The organism is Pirellulales bacterium (assembly GCA_019694455.1).
In the GTDB taxonomy this organism is placed as follows: domain Bacteria; phylum Planctomycetota; class Planctomycetia; order Pirellulales; family JAEUIK01; genus JAIBBY01.
In genome coordinates this window covers 21,706-40,397 of sequence record JAIBBY010000018.1, presented here as the reverse complement: position 1 = coordinate 40,397, position 18,692 = coordinate 21,706, and the positions used below count along the sequence as shown (strand labels likewise).

Below are 18,692 nucleotides of genomic sequence, written 5' to 3'. Positions count from 1 at the left end.
CTACCGCGTGGATCGCAGCATGCGGCCGTAACGACGCTGACCAAAATCGTCGGCAAAGCGTCCCTCTTCAAAAGCGATCTGCCCCCCCACGAGCACCTGCCGCACTACGCCGTCGCTGCGCTTGACCATCCGCATGGCGCCGGCCAACCGCTCATCGTGATGTTCGATCGGCTCGCTCAGCCCGGTCTTGAGCTTTTCCGGGTCGATGATGGCGACATCGGCCCAGCGGCCGTTGGCCAGCGAGCCGGCGTCGAGCCCCAGCCAATCGGCGGTGGCGCCCGTCAGTTTGTGAATCGCCTGCTCGATTGGCATCAGTCCCGGATTGAGCGCCACCTGCTGGAGCATTTGCAGGCCGCCATCTTGAAAGGCCATGTTGCGCGCGTGCGCGCCAGAATCGTTGAAGCCGGGCAGCGTGGTCGGATGCGCGAAGATGTATTGCCGCTTGTCGGCGCGATCGTTGGTGACGACCGTCTTCCAGCGAATGGCCGAATCGTGCTCGGCCAACAGGTCCATGAAGTAATCCAGCGGTTCGGCGCCGGCGGCCTCGGCCAGTTCTTGAAATGACTTGCCCGCCTGACCGGGGAGGGGAGACGACACCACCCACATGTCGTCCAGATCGCGATGAAAGACGCGCTCGCCGCGCGTTTCCCAGTCGTCGCGGAATCGTTTGCGAAACGCCGGATCGGAGAACATCTGCTTTCGCTCGGCGCTGGTGGCGCTGATCGATTCGACGCCGGTGGGAAACTCCTCGAGCAGCGGCGTATGGACGCCGTCGCAATAGTTCAAAAACGGCTCAGCCAGCGCCTGCCAGCGAATGTTCGCCCGCATAAAGGTGTTCAGAAAACTGGCGCCGCCGGTGGCGATCTTGTAGATCTTGCGGTTGGTCTTCACGTCCATCGCGGCCACGATCGTGGTCCGTAGCGGCCGGCGGAAAATACCGGTCGAGAGCATCCCCAGGATGGCGACGGTTCGCTTGTTGAGCGCGTTGGGAGTGGCCTGCAACACGCGATCGCGGCGGCGCACCACATCGGCCAGTTGGCCATACTCCTTGGGGCTAGCATGCTGCGAAGGGACCGAGATGCCGACAAACGGCTCGCCATCCATGCGATGCCACGGCAGCATGTCGATCGACAGGCCCAGATAGCCGGCGTCCATCGCCTCGCTGACGATCCGCCGCATGCCGTCGATCTCGTCGCGAGTGGCGTGCGACTCGCGCAGACTGCGCTCCATGCCCATCACATGCGCGCGAATGCTGGAGTGCCCGACAAAGCTGCTGACGTTGGGGCCGATGGGCAGCGTGTCGAGATGCTCGTAATACTGGGTGACATTGCGCCACGGGATCTCGTCGCCGATCCACTTCGAGAGCACGTCGCGCGGCAGGCTCTCCACGCGGCAAAACAGATCGAGCAAATCCTTTTTGCTGCCCACCGCCGCCGACAGCGAACAATTGCCCATCACCACCGTGGTCACGCCGTGGCGAACCGACTCGTCGAGCCCCGGCAGGGCCTCGATCTCGGCGTCGTAGTGCGTGTGAATGTCCAAGAGACCCGGCAGCACCCAGCAGCCACGGGCGTCGATCTCGCGCTGCCCCTGGGTGGGAATCTGCGGCGACGCTTGTTCCACCTTGCCGCCGGAAATCGCCACATCAGCCACTCGGCCGGGCTTGCCGGCGCCATCAAAGAAGAGTCCATTGCGAATCACGACGTCGTGAGCGGGCCGTTCCGTCGTGCTGGTATTGGCGACCATGCGATTGCGACCTCAGTTGCTACGCTCGACTGCCACGCAGCGACTGCGCGCGGCGAGATGGATTGTTGTGCGCCATCCCCCAATTGGGGACGTTGGCGCACAAGGCGCGCCCCCCAAGGGACACGCCTTAGCGTAGGGCCTGACGCCGCCGAAAACCAGTGCCGAGACGCCCGCGCCGGCAATTGCCGGGCCGCAAGTCACTATTTGGGCGGCGTTGGCAGGGCCGCCGTCGTCGCGGCCGGCTGCGAGGCCACTGGCTGGGCATTCTCGCTTAGATACGTTCGCAGCAAGGCGAGCGTGGTTTGAAAGTCGGGCATGTCGGCGATCATCCGAAACGTTGGATCGGTTTGCACGCGCTCGTACCGCTTGAGCACATCGGCCGCCTCTTTGGCAGGGACTGGCGCGGTGCCCGACTGTAGCTCGCGCGGCAGCGCCAGAAAGCTCTTCCACTGCGCGTCGAGATTGGCGTGCAAACGTCCGCCAGACGCCACAATCGCCTGCCGCATGGCCGCGCGTTGGCTGGCGCTGTCCCCCGCTGGTGCGGTGGAGAGGGCCGCATCGGGCGCGGGGATGGTTGCGGGTGTCTGGGGCACGGCGCCGGCCGCCTGCGTATCGCGGGCCAGCAACATGGCCAGTTGCACCGCCGACTCGGGGACCACTCCGCCTGTATAAAACGCCAGATTGGCGTTGTTGTCGACTTGCAGCACCGAGCCATCCAGCGCCACGCCGGCAAACAACCCACGGCTGCGCGAATAGGAATAGATCTCCGCGTTCAACTTGATGTCGGTGCCGGTAGACGCCTGCCGGCCAACAGGGCCAGCGGCAATGGCGGCGTCGGCGCCGAGTGTGAACTTGCTGCCGGTCAGCAGCGATTCAATGCCGCGCCGGTTTTTGAACACCAGCACCACATCGGTCGACTGCACGCCAATCTGCCAGCCCACGCTACCGCCGGTGAAGGTGACAAACACTGGCGCCCGCCAGGCGCCCTCGGGGGTGCGAACCAGAGCCACGCCGCGGCCAAAGCGACCGGCGATCACAAACCCCACCTTCACCACGCTGGGAATAATCACCACGCCTTGCGCTTCGCGCAGCAGTTGCCGAGGGATCGATTGCATTTGCAACGAAGTGAACTGCTCCAGCACCGAGGTGGCGGTGGCCACCGTTTGCAGTTCTTGCGTGTAGATTTGCGGCGCCTGACCAATCGCCGATTGTGCTGAGCTGGCAATCAAGACGCCAAGAAACAACGTTGCGATTGTGGCGCGCCGCATATCGAAGACTCCATTCTGCGAATCTGGCCTGTTGAGGCAAAGAGCCTAAACTGCGGTGGCCGGCGGCGTCTAGGTCAGTTTGGGCACCCCCCCCCGCTGGCCGGCGCCCCAAAGGGGGTGTTACGCTTGAGCCTTGCCAGCAGATTGCAACCTCAATCATCGAAAGCGGCGCATGAACGTGACCCACGGCGAATACCTGCGGCCCACCTGGTTTGTCGACTCCGACCATCCGGCGATTGTCGATTTTGCGCGGCGGACCGCAGGCGAAGGGGGCGACACCGAGCGCGCGCTACGGCTGTTTTATGCCATTCGCGACGGCGTTCGTTACACCGCCTACGGCATTGCGCTCGACCGCGACAGCTTTCGCGCCAGCAACACGCTGGCGCAGGGGCGCGGTTGGTGCGTCACCAAGTCGTGCCTCTTGGCGGCGACCGCTCGCGCGGTTGGCATTCCGTGCCGACTGGGCTACGCCAATGTGCGCAATCACCTCTCCACGCGACGCCTGACCGAGATGATGGGGACCGACGTCTTTTACTACCACGGCTACAACGAGTTTTGGCTCGACGGTCGCTGGGTCAAGGCGACGGTGGCGTTCAACGAAAGTCTGTGCGCCAAGGCGCGGCTCAAGCCGCTCGATTGGGATGGCCGCACCGATTCGCTCTATCATCCCTACGATCTCGACGGCCGCCGACACATGGAGTATCTGCACGACTACGGCGCCATGGCCGACCTGCCATACGACGCGATCATCGCCAAGTTCCACGAGGCCTATCCCGTGCTCCAGATGTTCAAAAGCGCGGGGGACGCGGCGCCGCGATTGGAAGGCGATTTTGAGGCCGAGGTGGCCGCCGAGGCCCAGGACGCCAATGGCGCCGAGGCTGCTACTGGGGCTTCAACTCCAAAATCTTCACGTTCTTGAAGTACACCGGATGGCCGTGGTCCTGAAAGCCGATGTACCCTTCGCGCGGCATCTCCTTAATGGCGGAGAAGAACTTGTGACGTGATCCATCGGGCCGCTTGCCACGCTCGGGGAAATCGTCGCAGTTCATTGTGGTGATTTCCTCGCCATTCACCTTCACGCTCATCAGGGGGCCCTTGCAGGTGAGCTCCACATGGTTCCACTCGCCGGGCCCCTTGTGGGTTTGCTGGGTCGGCGCGACAAGATCGTAGATCGCGCCAAACGAGTGCAGCCCCGGCTCTTTGCTGTTCTCCACCTGAGCCTCAAACCCGCTATAGACCGGGTTGCGCGGCGCGCCCACGCGATAGAAGATGCCCGAGTTGCACTGGTCGTCCCCCATCTTGACGTCGCACTTCAAGGTGAAGTCGCCGAACTTCTGCTTGTCGTACATGATGATGTAGCCCCCCGACTTGAACGGCACCAGGCAGCCATCTTCGACCGGCGTGGCGATCGGTTTTTGCGTGTTGCAGATCCAGCCCTCATGGTCCTTGCCGTTGAAGAGCAACTTCCAGCCGGCGGCCTTTTCTTCCGCGGTCAACTCATTGTCCGCGGCAAGCGCGGCGCTAAAGCCAACTAGCGCGAGTCCGACACATAGCGCAAAAGGACGAATAGAGATCATCGGTGTTCTTTCTAGCTTGGCGAGTTGCATGTCGTGTTGGGCAAATTGCTGCGCGCTATGTTAGTCGAATCCGCCGCGCCAAGCGACTATGCTCAGGCTTTGATCCGCTTGCTTCCTGCTGGAGAACGATACGCATGCAGCCCCGCGCATGGTCGCTCTATCTTCTGTTGTGTCTGTCGCAGTCGGCGCGGGCCGACGAGCCGGTTGGTCAACCCATTCGGCCATTGGCGGATCAGTATGTCACCGTCTTCGAGTCACCCAGCCCCAAGGATGTGTTTTGCTACACCCCCGGCATCTGCCGCCTCGCTTCGGGGCGGTTGGTGGTGACGTTCGATCTCGGCGGCAAAGGCGCTGCCAACCTGCCCGGCCCCAAGAGCGATCGCTGCACCGAGGGAGGCGCCTGGCAAGGGCACATCATGACCAGCGACGACGGCGGCAAAACGTGGGCCCCTCGCGCCCAGTTCGCGGGCATGCACGCGCGGCCGTTCGTGGCCGGCAATGCGGTGTATGTGATTGGCCACACCACCGATTTGTTTGTGCTTCGTTCCGACGATCAGGGGCAGACCTGGAGCGAGCCCGTCTTTTTGACCAGCGGGCAGAAGTGGCATCAATCGGCGGCCAACGTCCATTACGCTCGCGATTGCGTGTATCTGGTGATGGAGCGGCGCGTGAGCGACAACATCCGCGGCTGGTACGTGGGCGAACTGGCGCCGGTGTTGATGCGCGGCCGCGCGGACGCCGACCTGACGCAGCGCGCCAACTGGACGTTTGCCAGCGAGTTGCCGTTTGGCGAGGCGGCGCCGCATGTCGATGGCAAGCCGCCGTTCGACTATTTTGGCGTGCCGTTCTTTCCGGCGCCGCTGCCGGCCGGTTCCACCCCCGCGCCCCAGCGCCACTGCGCCCCGCTGGGATGGTTGGAGGCGAACGTCGTGGAGTTCGTCGACCCCGATCATCTCTGGCACGATCCGGACGGTCGTACTTTTCATCTGTGGATGCGGGCCCACACCGGCGGCACGGGCTACGCCGCCATCACCAAAGTGACCGAAGCCCCCGATGGGCAGATGACGACCAGCCTGCAAACGGTCCCTTCGGGTCGCAAGGCGCTGTTTGTGCCGTGCCCCGGCGGGCAGATGCGATTTCATGTGCTGTACGACGAGCCGACTCGGCTCTATTGGCTGCTTAGTTCGCAGGCGACCGATTCGATGACGCGGCCCGACCGACTCGGCGCCGATCGCTTCAACCTGCCGAACAACGAGCGGCACCGATTGCAGCTTCACTTTTCGCGCAACATGATCGACTGGTGCTTTGCCGGACTGGTGGCGACCGGCAAAACGCCGCGGCAAGCGCGGCACTACGCCAGCATGGCGATCGATGGCGACGATCTGGTGATTGTCAGCCGCTCGGGCGACCAGCGGGCGCACAGCGCGCACGACGGCAACCTAGTCAGCCTGCACCGCGTGCGCAAGTTTCGCGAGCTTGTTTATTAGTCGCGCGCTGGGCAAGCGCTACTTGTTCGCGGTGCGCTTGCTGGGGGCGAAACGCAACACCCCTTCGCCCGTCAACGTATGCGTGGTGAAGTACGTTTCGCCCTGCTCGTCTTCTCCAAAAGACAAGATCGGCAGCGCCGGCGGCCAGGGAATCGGCCGATTGGCGACCACGCGCCGCGTGGCCGGATCGTACTTGAGCGCCCATATCCGGCCAGCGATGTAGTCGGCATAGAGATAGTAGCCTTCCAATTCGGGTATCTGCTTGCCGCGATACACATGACCGCCCGTGATCGATTTGCCCACGTCGTGATGATACTCCCAGATGGGGTCGATCAGCTTGCCGCGCGCCTTGCCTTTGGCCTTGGGAAAGGGGTGCATCCCTTCGCGGATGTTCCAGCCATAGTTGCCGCCGCGCGTGATCAGATCGATCTCTTCCCAGGTGTCTTGCCCCACGTCGGCGGCCCATAACAAACCGGTGACCGGGTCAAAAGCCATGCGCCACACGTTGCGCAGGCCATAGGCCCAAATCTCGGGGCGCGCTTGCTTTTGATCCACAAAGGGATTGTCTTTGGGGATGGCGTAGGCCAATCCGGGGTCGCGACCGTCAATGTCGATTCGCAAGATCTTGCCGAGCGGCGTGGACAGCTTTTGCCCATTGCCAAACGGATCGTTGGCAGCGCCTCCATCGCCGATGGCGATATACAAATGCCCGTCGGGTCCAAAGCAAATGGTGCCGCCGTCATGATTCCAGAACGGCTTGTCGAAGGTCATCAAGATCTCCTCCGAGTCGCGGTCTGCGCGATTCGGATCGTCTTTGCTTACCCGATAGCGCGCCACCACGTTTTGATGCGGCGCGTGCCGGTTGGTGTAGTAGACGTAGAACTCCCCCGTCTCTTGATAGCGCGGATGAAAGGCCAGTCCCAAAAAGCCTTCTTCGTTCGTCTTGTCGTCGTACGACACCCGATCGGTGATGTCCAAAAACACCCCTGTCTCACGCGGCGCATCGGGGCTGGCCAGCACATGCACGATGCCATGTTGTGTCGGCACAAAGACGCGGTTGCTGCCGTCCCCCGCATGCGTGACCAAGATGGGCCGCAGCGCCACCGGCAGGCCGCTCTCGGGCTCAGGAGTCCAGCCAGCCCATTGAAGGTCGGGAAACGCCACCACGATATCGAGCGGCAAGGGACTGGTGTCGATTTCGTCCGCACGGCCGCAGGCCGGCAGGCAAATCGCGGCCAACAAGCAAACTAACACCATGGAGATTGCATAAGCTGTTCGCGGCATGTGTGCCTCTGGGGGCGAGTTTTGGCAGGCGCCAACCGAACGCTGGCGATTCTTGGTAGACGAAGTCTAAGGGCAATCGCGGCCAAAATGAACCCACCGGCGCAGTCGCGGCGAAATCGGTTCGCACGGCGGATCACGGCCCATCGCTGGCTATTCTATGTAGCCCAGGCCGCGCAGCCGCTCGCGAGCTAGCTCATCGGCCTGCGCCGCCATCTCTTCGGCCGAAAGGGGGGCCGCCAACGGCCGACCCGCCAGCGAAGGGGGAATCGGATGCTCCCCAAGTGCGAGAAGTGTCGGCGGCAAGTCTTGCCACGCAATGCTTTCCAACTCTCCCGCAAGCGGAGAATTGGCGGCCGCCAGGATGAAATATGCATCGTCGCCGACTGCCGCCGCGTCCTTGGGAATTGCCAGCAGCAGTAGGGCGACTTCATCCGTCTGCGATTCGAGCAGCGAGCCAAGGGTTTGGTCGATCTCACTGGCCGCTGCGCTGCCGTGCGCCAGCCGGATCGTGGTTCCGGCCAGCCGGTCGATCATCGCTTCGAGTTCCGCCAACTCGACATCGCAGCGCGCATCCCAGGCCACGCGGCCGTAGGCGCCGACCGACATCAAATAGTCGATCGTTTCCGGCCGCTCGTCGCGCAATAACTCCGCGGCAGTTTTCCCCTCGAACACGACTAGGATCAACTTCATAGCAGCAGTGACCGCCCTTCCATCGCCGCCGTCTTGCCCGGTCCCAGAGCGGCCAGAATCGTCGGCGCCATGTCGATCATGCTGGCGGCCGATGTGTCGAAGGGGCGATTCATGAACAGCACACCGGGCACAAGCTCGGGATCGACAATGTGATCTCCGCTCCAAAGCCGGGTGTTGTCTTCCCAACTGGTGGCGCCAAGCCCCCCCAGCGCCGTCGCCCATGACGATCGATAGCCCCCGGCGTACTTGAGCAGCACATCGGGCGCTTCGCCGACGTAAGCGCCGTGATACGCCTGACCGCGCGGAACCGCCACGCGAACGCCAATCTCGCCCGTCGCGGGATCGGCAAGGCCAGTCAGACGCTGACAAATTTCAGACGCCAGTCGTGGCGCCTCGTCGGCCGTGACCGTGCCTTGCCCTTCGCGGCCGGCCAAATTGAGGTAGATGCCCGACAAGCCAATGGAATACGCGCGCGTCTGTCGCCAATCGATCGCGTCGAGTCCGTCGGCCGTGCATTCCTCCGGCGCGTGGCCACACTTCAAGGCCAACAGCCCTTGCTCGCGCAACCAGGTGTTGATGTTGAACCCACGTCGAAAACCGCCAAATCCGTGATCGCTGAGCACGATCACCAATGTCTGGTCGTCGGCGTGCGCGAGCGCGCGACCCACGATCTCGTCGCAGGCCATATAGTGTTCTTCGATCACCTGGGCAAAGTCGCCGCGGTCTCGGCCTCGATTGGCGGGGTGATCCGTATCGCGATAGCGCCAAAACATGTGCTGCAAGCGATCGGGCGTGTCGAACAGGATGAAAAACAATCCCTCGTCGTGCCGCGCCAATTCGTGCAGCATCATCCGCTCGCGCTCAGCCAGCGCCTGATGGCACTGATCGAGAAACGCAGCCTCGTCAAGGCGGCCGTTCGATAGTCCGTTGTGGTCCTCGACCATGCCGGTGGTGTAGTAGGGGCCAATCGCGTCGGCCAGTTCGCCCGCGTACGACGGCGGCGAACTGATCGGGAACAACGGCGCGGCGGGTTCGAAGTTGATCGGCGACGCATAAAGCTCGAACTGCGGTTCTATACGCGACAAGTAAAATCGCGCCATGCCGCGCACGGACGAAAGCAGGCCCGTTTTGAAACGCAGACGCAGCCAGTCGCTCCACTCCCCCTCGCGCACGGTGACTGGCGCGCTGTCGCCGTCGGACTGCACCGTAGCCCGGCGCGCCGCGCGGTCAACGCGAATCGACAATCGGCACTCCAGGTCGCCGCGCGCCTGTCGCGGGCCGCGGATCGTCGTTTCAATGCCGCCGACACCGTCGATGACGACGTGTTGAACCAGTTCGCTTTCGCCGGCCAGACAATCCGCGGCCGTGGTGAAGAATGTCGCCGTGCCAAAGCCGCCGCGCAGGTCGGGCACGCCCATGCCGGCCAATTGTCGGCCGCGCAGCGCATCGGGCGGGTAGCTGCACGGACAGCGGAGCACGATGGAAGGGATGCCGGCCGCCGAGAGATTATCCCAAAATGGCGCGGCGCGGCGCAGATTAACCACCTTGGGGGGGGACAACCGACTGGTCTGCTGGTAGCGATTGAGCGCCAGTTCCACGCGGTAGGCGCGCGGATCGCGGCCCACAAAATCGAAGATGCCATGCGCGCCGGGGTTCACCCCGGTGGCGAAGGTCGACCATGCGACCGGCGTTTGCGCCGGCAGCGTCGTGGCCAGGCGCGCATAGCCCCCCAAGTCGCGCAGTCGGGCAAGGTGCGGCAACCCACCAGATTGCAACAGCGGCTCAACAATTTGAAACGCCAAGCCGTCGAGCCCGATCGCGATGACCTTGCGAATTGGCGACATCAGCCGCTCGGCCCGCGCATGACGGCGCTCATTTCTCGCCGCGTTTCGCCAAGGCGAATAGCCGCTTGCACACGGCCATCGGTTGTCGCCAAAAGACCAGCGCCAGTCCGGTCGCGGCGGTCAACATGGAGCCTAAGGGGAGAACCGTATCCGGGCCGATGTACGAAAACAGCACCAAGCTTTCCACGAACGAAACTCCTCACACCGCCCCAGATGCAACGCATTCCCTACGCATTGGCGCACGCACGCTCGTCGCGGTGCGCCGCCTGTCAAATCACGACTTCGTAGGGCAGCGACACCGATCGTTGACTGGCAAGACGATCGATTGCACAGAAATGCTCATGACCCCCGTCACGCATTTTGAGGTAACCATTCCGCCGGCAAGCTGGCGGTGGTGTGCGCGCCGTGTCGTCACCCAAAAATCGAACGAGGCGCTAGCTGGCGCGACGCGAACGTCGCTTCATGCTTCGCCTCGTTACTGCTTATAACCGATCAGGCGGCAGTTGAGTTTCGCGTGATTTTTATTTCATCGAGAATCTTGCTCTGCGCCCCCTCGCTAGTGGGATTCCGACTGGCAATCGCGCGAGGCTCAGACCTCATCAGGCAGCGCAACACCGCAGTCGTCGATTGGTTTCGCGCGATGAAATAAAATCGGCGCGCGCTCAGCGGCAACAAGCGCCCCAGACCAATGGCCAGACTGCCCCCCTCCTGCGCTGGGCAGTCTGCGGTTGCGCGGTGAATTCCGCGCTCACCAGCGCGCGAAACCGCGGCAGCAGCCTACGCCCGGCGGGCGTCTCGGCCAGATTGGTCGCCTCGGCAAATCCGTCCTCCAACCGATATAGCTCGTCAGGCGCTCCGTCGTCGGCCTGAATGTAGTGATAGCCATCCGCGATCACCGACTTCAAATGCGCGAAGTTGCGATCGGCCGACAATACTTCGGCAAAGACCGGTTGAGGTGCTTCATCGCTCCAGCCGAGGGCCCAACTCACGCCCGGCAGCGGTCGCGACGGAGTAATTCCGGCCAGGTCGAGAATGGTGGCGGGCACATCAGCCAGCGACACCGGCCGCTCCAGCATTCGGCCCGCTGGCGCCTTGGCCGGATACGAGATGACGAGCGGCGCTTCGATCACCGGCCGATAGAGCGTGGCGCCGTGCAACCAATGGCCGCGTTCGCCAAAATGCTCGCCATGATCGTTGGTGACCACCACGATCGTGTTGTCCAGCGCGCCGCGCTGTTGCAGCTCATCCAGCATGGCGCCAAGCTGATGGTCGACGTATCGCACAATGCCATCGTAGGCGCCGATCGCGTACTCGATCTCGTCTGGCTGCGTCGGCCGCCAGTCGGGCAGTTGTGCGACCCAGCGCCAGAGCATGTCCCAGCGCGCCTGCGGGTCTTTCAATGTGGTATAGCGGTCGAATCGCGGATCGGGCACATAGTACGGAAAATGGGCGTCATAGTAATTGACGAAGGCAAAGAACGGCCGACCAGTCTGCTGCCGTTGCCAATGCAGGAACCGAGCGTTCACCTCGGCGGCCGACATCCGCGGATCGTAGCTCTGCTGATTGAGCAACACCGCACAGAGAGCCCCTCCCACGTAACTCGTCTTTAAGAGGGTGCGCCGCGTGATCGGCAAGTCCTCGTAGCGCGCAAAGCCCTGTCCAAGCCCCGTTCGCGCGCTACAGTAGCTGCAGTTGCCCACAAAGGCGCCGGTCGCATAACCGGCTTCGCGCAGCGCCTCGGCCAGCGTCCATGCGCTCTCTGGCAAGGGGTCGAAGATCGTGGCGCCATGCGTGTGCGGCATTTCGCCTGTAAAGAGCGAGGCATGCGTGGGCAAGGTCCACGAACAAGGAGCATACGCCTGTCGAAAGGTCACGCCGCGCGCGGCCAGTCGCGCCAGCGCCGGCGAAGTATCGCGGTGATAGCCGTAGAGGCTCAGATTGTGTTTGCGCACCGTGTCGAGCGTGACGAGCACGATATTGGGACGCGCATTGCCATTCGGTGGGCCAAGCGGGGGGTTGTCGGGAGGCGGTGCGGGCCGTGACGCCCAGCGACCGCCAATCGCCAGCAACAAGCAAATCGCCGTCGCGCCAATCGCGATCCGTATTGGCACACGCGCCGGCAGTCGTTGCCAGCGTCGGCTGATCATCGTGGCGACTCCCAGAGACACGATCACCAGCGAAATCGGATACAGCCGATCGCCAAGCACATAGCCCACTGTGTCCAGGACCGCCACAAAGGCGAATAGCGCCAGAGCCAGGGCCCGCTGATCGATGCCAGACAACGCCCGCCCGGCAAGCTTCACCCATAGCGCCAGCGCTAGGAACATTGCCACTTCGCCCAGCGGCGTCAGCCACCACATGACGCTGGGAAGTGTGACAAAGTAATCCGTAAAGCTGACTGGCAGCGGCCGAAACCAGAGAAAATACCCAGCCACGCGGAGCAGATTCTGCGCGAGCGACGCGCCGATCCCGAACGCGACCGCCCAAACAACCAGCTCGCGCCAAGACATCGTGCTACAGCCGCGCGGCGCAAACCATGGCGCGACCAACACGATCACCACTGCGGCCAACGCGCCGATGCCAGGCGCGCCAATGACCGCTTCTAGTGGGTTCCGGCCATGAGCCAACCAGCCCCCAACCAAGAGCAACAGGAGCGTGCCGGCTACTACCAGCGCTCGTCGATTGCCGAATAGTCGTTGCCGATCAGGCGCGGCGAGAGGGGATGTCGAGCTTTCGGTCATTGCCAACTCGGGTGCAGTCCGCGCGAAGCCCCCACCACTTGGGGGCAAGTCGCGCGGCTCCGCGGCGCACGACAGTCCTACGAATTAAACCGCGCAAGTAGCGCAATGGTTTCGCGCGACGCATAAGTTGTCTCGACGGCTATGTTGAAAACGACGCACCTCCATCGCCTGCTCATCGGGCCGCGCCGCGGAAGTCGTCTCAAAGTCACGCCGTGACCTTCAAACCGACAATCGCGACCAGGAGCAGGCCCAGAAAGAACAGCCGGCCCGGTGTGGCTGGCTCGCCCAACAGCAAGATGCCGAGCAAAATCGTGCCGGCCGTGCCAATGCCGACCCACACGGCGTAGGCAGTGCCGATGGGCAGCGACTTGGCGGCAAGACCGAGCAAAAGCATGCTGGCGAAGATCGCCACGACGGTCAGAATCGTGGCCAGCGGACGCGTGAAGCCTTCGGTGTACTTCAGTCCAATCGCCCAGCCCGCTTCCAGAATGCCCGCCACAATCAGCAGCAGCCACGCCATGACAACGACTCCCTGTTTCAGGCGTCGTCTTTCGTGACCGGGTACGGCGCGTCTCGTCCGGGGCCAGAAGTGGCCAGTACGATAAATTTCTAGGGGTAATTGTACCGAACAGACGCATTTCGGCAGTAGCCACCCCCCGCTGGCGACGCATCGCATGCGCTGCCGTTGGGCGGCAAAACCCGCATAGGCGGTCGCCGCCCTCGCGAGCGTGGCAAATTACCATCCCCCCCGATTGACGCGGCAAATTCGGGTAACTATACGGGTATATTGTCAGAGCGAAGTTCATCGCTCTCGGAACCGATTTGAGACCGCTAATGTAGCCAAGCCACGCGTCCCGTTCGGCAAAACTCGTCGAAGCGATCGCGGTCTCGGACGTCAATTTCTCATCCGCATTTTCCGCCTGCGCTGCTGCGCATGCGCCGAGATTCTCGTTCGCTTGGTTGAATTGCCGCCGCGACGACAGGTTGGCTGGCTCACGGAACACAGGCAAGGCACGTGCAACATCGATTGACCGTTTGGATAGGCTGCGCGCTGATCGCCGCCATTGCGCACACTTCGGCGCAAGGGGCGATCGTGGTCACCAACAATGTCGACGCCAATCAGCTTGGCGCCGCGCTCGGACTGGGTCCGGGCGCCGTCATCACCTCGTCGAATCTCGCCGAAGTGCAGCAAATACCCGGTTTGGGATTGGCCAGCAGCGGCGTATTCAAGACGACCGGCCCCGCGCCCGACACCTACGGCCTGGACTGCGACGGCATCGTGCTCACCACCGGCAACGCCGCCGACTTCGGCACCGGTCCCGATAGCAAGGTATTGAGCGTCAACTACAAGACGGGCACCTTCGCCTACGATTCTTTGCTTGACCCCATCGCCACACCGTTTGGCTGGGGCGGCTATTCGTTTCACGACTTCACCAAGCTCGATCTCACCTTCGACATGGTCGGCAACGCCGACACGATCAGCTTCAAGTTGGTGTTCGGCACCGATCAAGCGCCGCTGCCGGCGAACGACTATTTCTTCAACGACGTCTTCGCCGCGTTTCTCAACGGAACCAACATCGCGCTCGTCGATGGCAAGCCTATGGAAATGCACCACCCCGACCTGCTGCCGTCGTCCAGCGTGAACAACCCCGGCACCGCCATGTCGTGGGTGCTTGCGCCGGGGGGCAATCCGATTCTGGAGATCACCGCCAAGGTGGCGCCAGGCAGCAAGAATAACACCCTCTCGTTCATCATCGCCGACAACAAGGACGGCTATATGGACTCGGGCGTCTTTATTTGCGGCGTCCCAGAGCCGCAGACATTCGTATTGGCTCTTGCCGCGCTGCCATTGGGCGCGCTGTATCTACTGCGCAGGCGGCGTGTGTAGCGGCAAGAAGCCGATTCCTGCACGGAGCGAATGAACGACTTTTCACCCGTAGGGGCGTTCGCACGGCTATCGCAATCCGCAGTGCGGTAGTCGAAAATACTGGCAGCGCCGCGCCGGGATTCCCCAGGTCAGGCACAGCACAAGGGCAGGTAATCCAATGGACCGCCAGCAGATTCTCGCCAATCCCATCAACCGATGGTACGACGCGCGAATGTACAACCCGGCGTTCTTGGAACTGTACGACGGCACGGAATGGGCCAATTTCGGCTACACCGAGTCGGCCGGCGACACGCGTTTGCAGGCCTGCCGCAATCTCATGGAGCGGTTGCTCGCGCTACTCCCGGATAAGCAAGGTTCGATTCTCGATGTCGCCTGCGGCAAGGGCGAGACGACACGCCACCTGTTGAACCACTACCCGGCCCATCGGGTGACCGGCATCAACATTTCGGAAAAGCAGCTAGACACCGCGCGCACGCGAGCGCCCGGCGTCGACTTCCGCTTGATGGATGCCGTGCAGTTGGAGTTTGCAGACGCTTCGTTCAATACGGTGATCTGCGTCGAGGCGGCGTTTCACTTCCATACCCGCCAGCAGTTTTTGAAAGAAGCGCTGCGCGTGCTCAAGCCCGGCGGCATGCTCATCCTTTCCGATGTGCTGGTGTCGGTCGAATCGGCGCGGCGGCGCCCCTATCATCACGAGCAGAACTACCTTCGCGATCCAGCGGCCTATCGCGGCGCGCTGGCCGAGGCGGGTTTCGACAATCCACGCGTGATCGACGTGACCGATCAGGCGTGGCGCGCCCACTTTCTAGCCGTCGCGCAAGTGATGCACGACCGATTCGTGCATGGCAAGATATCGCGCGACGAGTTGCAAAACCTGATGGGGCCAGCCTACGAACTGGCCGCCGACATTCAATACTACGTGCTGGCCGCCGGCACGAAGCCGCCGGCGCCGCGGTCCGTGACCTAAAACCGCATCGCGGTGAAACCGCCATCCACGTAGTAGCTGGCGCCGGTGATAAAACTGCCCGCCCGCCGCGACAACAACAAGAGCGCCGCGCCGATCAATTCGTCGGGCTCGCCATAGCGCTTCATTGGCGTGCCCGCCATGATCCCGGCGGTCCGCTCGGCGTCGAGAATCTTGCGGTTCTGCTCGGCCGGAAAGAAGCCCGGGCAAAGCGCGTTGACGCGCACCTTCTGCGGGGCCAGTTCGCGGGCGACGTTTTGCGTCAGGTTGATCACCGCCGCCTTCGACGCCGAGTAGGCGAAGACGCGCGACAGCGGCCGGTCGGCCGTCACGCTGCCAATGTTCAAAATCGAGCCCCCTTGCGGTTGGCTGGCCATGTGGCGCCCAAAGATCTGGCAGCCCCAATGCACCGCCCGCAAGTTGCTGTCGAGTACCCGCGCAAAGTCTTCGTCAGTCGTGTCGAAATACGCGCTGGCCGAGTTGACCCCGGCGCCGTTGACGAGCATGTCGACCTGGCCATATTCGCGTAGCGTGCGATCCAATAATTCTTGCATCGACTCGCGCCGCAGCACGTCGACCGGCAGATAGCAGCACGGCGCCGAGAGGGCCCGCATCTCGGCCACGCAAGCGGCGCCGCGCTCGGCGTCGCGCCCCGCCACCACCACCTTGGCGCCCGCGCGCGACAGGCCCCGCGCCAGCGCGCCGCACAATACGCCGGTGCCGCCAATGACCACGGCTACCTGGCCCGTCATGCCAAATAGTTCGTCGAGATACTCGCTCGGTTGGTTATGCGCCACCAGTCGTCACTCGCTCGGTTTGCGGCGCAGGTCGAGCCACTCGGAGTGGAACACTCCCTCGCGGTCGACGCGCCGATAGGTGTGCGCCCCAAAATAGTCGCGCTGCGCTTGCAGCAAGTTGGCGGGCAGCCTTGCCGAGCGATAGCCGTCAAAATAGCTGATGGCTGCGGTGAAGGCCGGCGCCGCAATGCCCAGTTCGATCGCCTGCATCACCACATGCCGCCAAGAGGATTGCGCCTTCTCGATGGCGTCGCGGAAGTACGGCGCGAGCAGCAGGTTCTCCAGCTTGGGATCGCGGTCGAACGCCTCTTTGATGCGCTCCAAGAAGCGCGCGCGAATGATGCAGCCACCGCGCCACAGCAAGGCAATCTCGCCGAACTTGAGCGGCCAGCCATGCTCGGCCGCGGCCGCCTGCATCTGAAAGAACCCTTGCGCGTAGCTGACGATCTTCGAGGCGTACAGCGCGTGCCGGATCGACTCGATGAATTTCGCCCGGTCGCCCGAGTATTTGCCACTGGGACCGGTCAGCACCTGGCTGGCGCGGACCCGCGCCTCTTTGAGCGCCGAGAGATACCGCGCGTACACCGCCTCGGTGATCAGCGTGGTCGGCACGCCCAGATCGAGGGCCAGTTGGCTCATCCATTTGCCGGTCCCTTTGCTGCCGGCCTCGTCCAGAATCATGTCGACCAGGTAGGCGCCGGTTTCCGGATCTTTGGCGCTGAAGATGTCGCGCGTGATCTCGATCAGGTAGCTGTCCAACTCGCCGCGGTTCCAGGTGGCGAACACGTCGTATAGCTCAGCGTTGGAGAGCCCCAGGCCCTTGCCGAGCAAGGCGTACGCCTCGCAGATCAACTGCATGTCGCCATATTCGATGCCGTTGTGGACCATCTTGACATAGTGCCCCGCGCCGCCGGGACCGATCCACTCGCAGCATGGAATATCGTTGTTCGCGCCCACCTTGGCGGCGATCGACTGCAGGATCGGCTTCACCAGCGGCCACGCTTTTTCGCTGCCGCCGGGCATGATGCTGGGGCCCAACAGCGCGCCTTCTTCTCCCCCCGACACTCCTGTGCCGACGTACAGCAACCCCTTCGACTCGACCAGCTTCACGCGCCGTTCGGTGTCGAGATAGTAGGTGTTGCCGCCATCGATCAGCACATCGCCCGGCGAGAGGAGCGGCAGCAGTTGATCGATCAATTGGTCGACCGCCGGCCCCGCCTTGACCATCATCATCACTTTGCGCGGGCGCGATAACTGGCCCACCAATTCTTCAATCGAATGGCAGCCCACAATCTGCTTGCCGGCGGCGCGCTGCGCCACAAAGTCGTCGACTTTCGAGGTGGTGCGGTTGAAGACCGCCACCCGAAATCCACGGCTCTCGATATTGAGAACCAGATTCTCGCCCATCACCGCCAGGCCAATCAGGCCAATGTCGCAAAGCTCTGCCATGTCATTCTTCCGCTGGGAAAGGTCCGCTCGCGCGGGCAGGCTAACTGGTTGAACAGCCTTAAGCCGTGGTCAACGGCCAAGGGGGCTGCTCAGGCAAATAGGTGTCGAACTCGGCCAGCAGTTCATCCTGAAACTTGCCGGCGAATGTTCCGCTGATAAATCGATCGATGCCTTCATCGTAAAGGCGTCGCCAACTGGCGTCCTCGGCGCCAGGGTTGATCGGGAAGAAGAGCGCCGCGTTGGCCTTGGCCGCCGCGTAGTCGCCAGGCGCGTCGCCCACCATCAGCGCGTGATGCGGCGGATATTGCTTGGCCGCGGCCAGCGTCTCTTTCTTGCTGCCCGTTTCCTGTCCGCAGATACCGGCGACCAGGCCCGCCAGATCGTGTTCTTCCCACTCGCGGCGCAGCGCCTCGTTCGGAGTGGCCGAGATCACCAGCAGATCGGCGTGCGGCGCCAGTTTGTGCAGACACTCGCGCACATACGGAAACGGCGGCACGCCGCGCACGATCTCTTCCACCGCTTGATTGACGGCCTGCGACCAGCCAAGCGCTTGGATCAGATCGGGGTCGCCGGTCGCTTCCACCGCCTCTTTGAGCGCCGGATTGCCGAGCCGAGTTTCGCGCGTGAGCCAGTCGGCCAGACCCGCCGGATGCGGAATCTTGGCCCCCCGGGCAACCACCTCGGGCCGGCGCCTGAGCCAGTCGAGCGTTTCGATCAGGCCCGGAAAACGATTGATGCCGCGACTCTTGGAGTACAGATTGACAAACTCCGCCGCCTCGCGGGCGTATTTGCTCACCGCCTGCAAGTGATAGTGATTGATGATGTTGGGGATGAAGCACTCTTTGTGCTTGATCTCCATGGTGTCGAAGGCGCAGCCGTCGGAATCGATGCCGACCAGGTACTGATGTCGCGGCGTGAATTGAAATGTCATGTCGCAATGTCAAACAAGTTGAATGA

The 18,692-nt window shown here is 62.9% G+C and carries 16 protein-coding genes; 4 read left to right on the top strand and 12 right to left on the bottom strand.

Features of this window, described 5'->3' with window-relative positions:
- Both K1X71_09405 and K1X71_09400 read right to left on the bottom strand, forming a co-directional pair.
- Positions 1-1,746, bottom strand: a complete 1,746-nt coding sequence (locus K1X71_09405; GenBank protein MBX7073350.1) for an amidohydrolase family protein — start codon at positions 1,744-1,746, stop codon at positions 1-3.
- A gap of 200 nt (positions 1,747-1,946) precedes the next feature.
- Entirely contained in the window at positions 1,947-3,014 is a 1,068-nt protein-coding gene (locus K1X71_09400) for a Ysc84 actin-binding domain protein (GenBank protein MBX7073349.1), read from the bottom strand.
- A 172-nt stretch (positions 3,015-3,186) separates the two neighbouring features.
- On the opposite strand from K1X71_09400, the gene K1X71_09395 reads away from it, so the two are divergent.
- Positions 3,187-3,933: a transglutaminase-like domain-containing protein gene (locus tag K1X71_09395; GenBank protein ID MBX7073348.1), complete on the top strand. Its 747-nt coding sequence runs from the start codon at positions 3,187-3,189 to the stop codon at positions 3,931-3,933.
- On the opposite strand, the gene K1X71_09390 is transcribed toward K1X71_09395, so the two are convergent.
- Positions 3,896-4,591, bottom strand: a complete 696-nt coding sequence (locus tag K1X71_09390; protein MBX7073347.1) for a DUF1080 domain-containing protein — start codon at positions 4,589-4,591, stop codon at positions 3,896-3,898. The two genes, K1X71_09395 and K1X71_09390, sit on opposite strands and share 38 nt — an antisense overlap.
- A gap of 134 nt (positions 4,592-4,725) precedes the next feature.
- Between K1X71_09390 and K1X71_09385 the strand changes: the two genes are divergently transcribed.
- A complete protein-coding gene (locus K1X71_09385; protein ID MBX7073346.1) occupies positions 4,726-6,078 on the top strand; it encodes a glycoside hydrolase in 1,353 nt (450 codons plus the stop codon).
- Positions 6,079-6,096: 18 nt separating this feature from the next.
- Here the strand turns inward: K1X71_09385 and K1X71_09380 are convergent, their stop codons facing one another.
- The 6 genes from K1X71_09380 to K1X71_09355 all read right to left on the bottom strand — a co-directional run bounded on the left by K1X71_09380 (position 6,097) and on the right by K1X71_09355 (position 13,157).
- Positions 6,097-7,362 (bottom strand): PQQ-dependent sugar dehydrogenase, encoded by a 1,266-nt coding sequence (locus tag K1X71_09380; GenBank protein ID MBX7073345.1) that lies wholly within the window; start codon positions 7,360-7,362, stop codon positions 6,097-6,099.
- A gap of 150 nt (positions 7,363-7,512) precedes the next feature.
- Positions 7,513-8,052 (bottom strand): hypothetical protein, encoded by a 540-nt coding sequence (locus K1X71_09375; protein ID MBX7073344.1) that lies wholly within the window; start codon positions 8,050-8,052, stop codon positions 7,513-7,515.
- Positions 8,049-9,896 carry an alkaline phosphatase family protein gene (locus K1X71_09370; GenBank protein MBX7073343.1) on the bottom strand — a complete coding sequence of 616 codons (1,848 nt, stop codon included), beginning with the start codon at positions 9,894-9,896 and terminating at the stop codon, positions 8,049-8,051. The genes K1X71_09375 and K1X71_09370 overlap by 4 nt, the downstream gene beginning before the upstream one ends.
- A 28-nt stretch (positions 9,897-9,924) precedes the next feature.
- Complete coding sequence (locus K1X71_09365) at positions 9,925-10,083, bottom strand: hypothetical protein (GenBank protein ID MBX7073342.1); 159 nt, start codon at positions 10,081-10,083, stop codon at positions 9,925-9,927.
- Positions 10,084-10,558: 475 nt separating this feature from the next.
- Complete coding sequence (locus K1X71_09360; protein ID MBX7073341.1) at positions 10,559-12,637, bottom strand: sulfatase; 2,079 nt, start codon at positions 12,635-12,637, stop codon at positions 10,559-10,561.
- A gap of 205 nt (positions 12,638-12,842) precedes the next feature.
- On the bottom strand, positions 12,843-13,157 hold the full coding sequence (locus tag K1X71_09355; protein ID MBX7073340.1) for a multidrug efflux SMR transporter: 315 nt from the start codon (positions 13,155-13,157) through the stop codon (positions 12,843-12,845).
- A 495-nt stretch (positions 13,158-13,652) separates the two neighbouring features.
- Here K1X71_09355 and K1X71_09350 point away from each other — a divergent pair, with 495 nt between their 5' ends.
- Complete coding sequence (locus K1X71_09350) at positions 13,653-14,525, top strand: choice-of-anchor L domain-containing protein (protein MBX7073339.1); 873 nt, start codon at positions 13,653-13,655, stop codon at positions 14,523-14,525.
- Positions 14,526-14,682: 157 nt separating this feature from the next.
- Complete coding sequence (locus tag K1X71_09345; GenBank protein ID MBX7073338.1) at positions 14,683-15,492, top strand: class I SAM-dependent methyltransferase; 810 nt, start codon at positions 14,683-14,685, stop codon at positions 15,490-15,492.
- Here K1X71_09345 and K1X71_09340 read toward each other — a convergent pair.
- Genes K1X71_09340 through K1X71_09330 form a run of 3 tightly spaced genes read right to left on the bottom strand, consistent with a single transcriptional unit; the run spans position 15,489 to position 18,666 of the window.
- Positions 15,489-16,241: an SDR family oxidoreductase gene (locus K1X71_09340; protein ID MBX7073337.1), complete on the bottom strand. Its 753-nt coding sequence runs from the start codon at positions 16,239-16,241 to the stop codon at positions 15,489-15,491. The two genes, K1X71_09345 and K1X71_09340, sit on opposite strands and share 4 nt — an antisense overlap.
- Before the next feature lie 51 nt (positions 16,242-16,292).
- Positions 16,293-17,735, bottom strand: a complete 1,443-nt coding sequence (gnd, locus tag K1X71_09335; protein MBX7073336.1) for a decarboxylating NADP(+)-dependent phosphogluconate dehydrogenase — start codon at positions 17,733-17,735, stop codon at positions 16,293-16,295.
- Between the two features lie 58 nt (positions 17,736-17,793).
- Positions 17,794-18,666: an HAD hydrolase-like protein gene (locus K1X71_09330; GenBank protein ID MBX7073335.1), complete on the bottom strand. Its 873-nt coding sequence runs from the start codon at positions 18,664-18,666 to the stop codon at positions 17,794-17,796.
- Between the last annotated feature and the right edge of the window lie 26 nt (positions 18,667-18,692).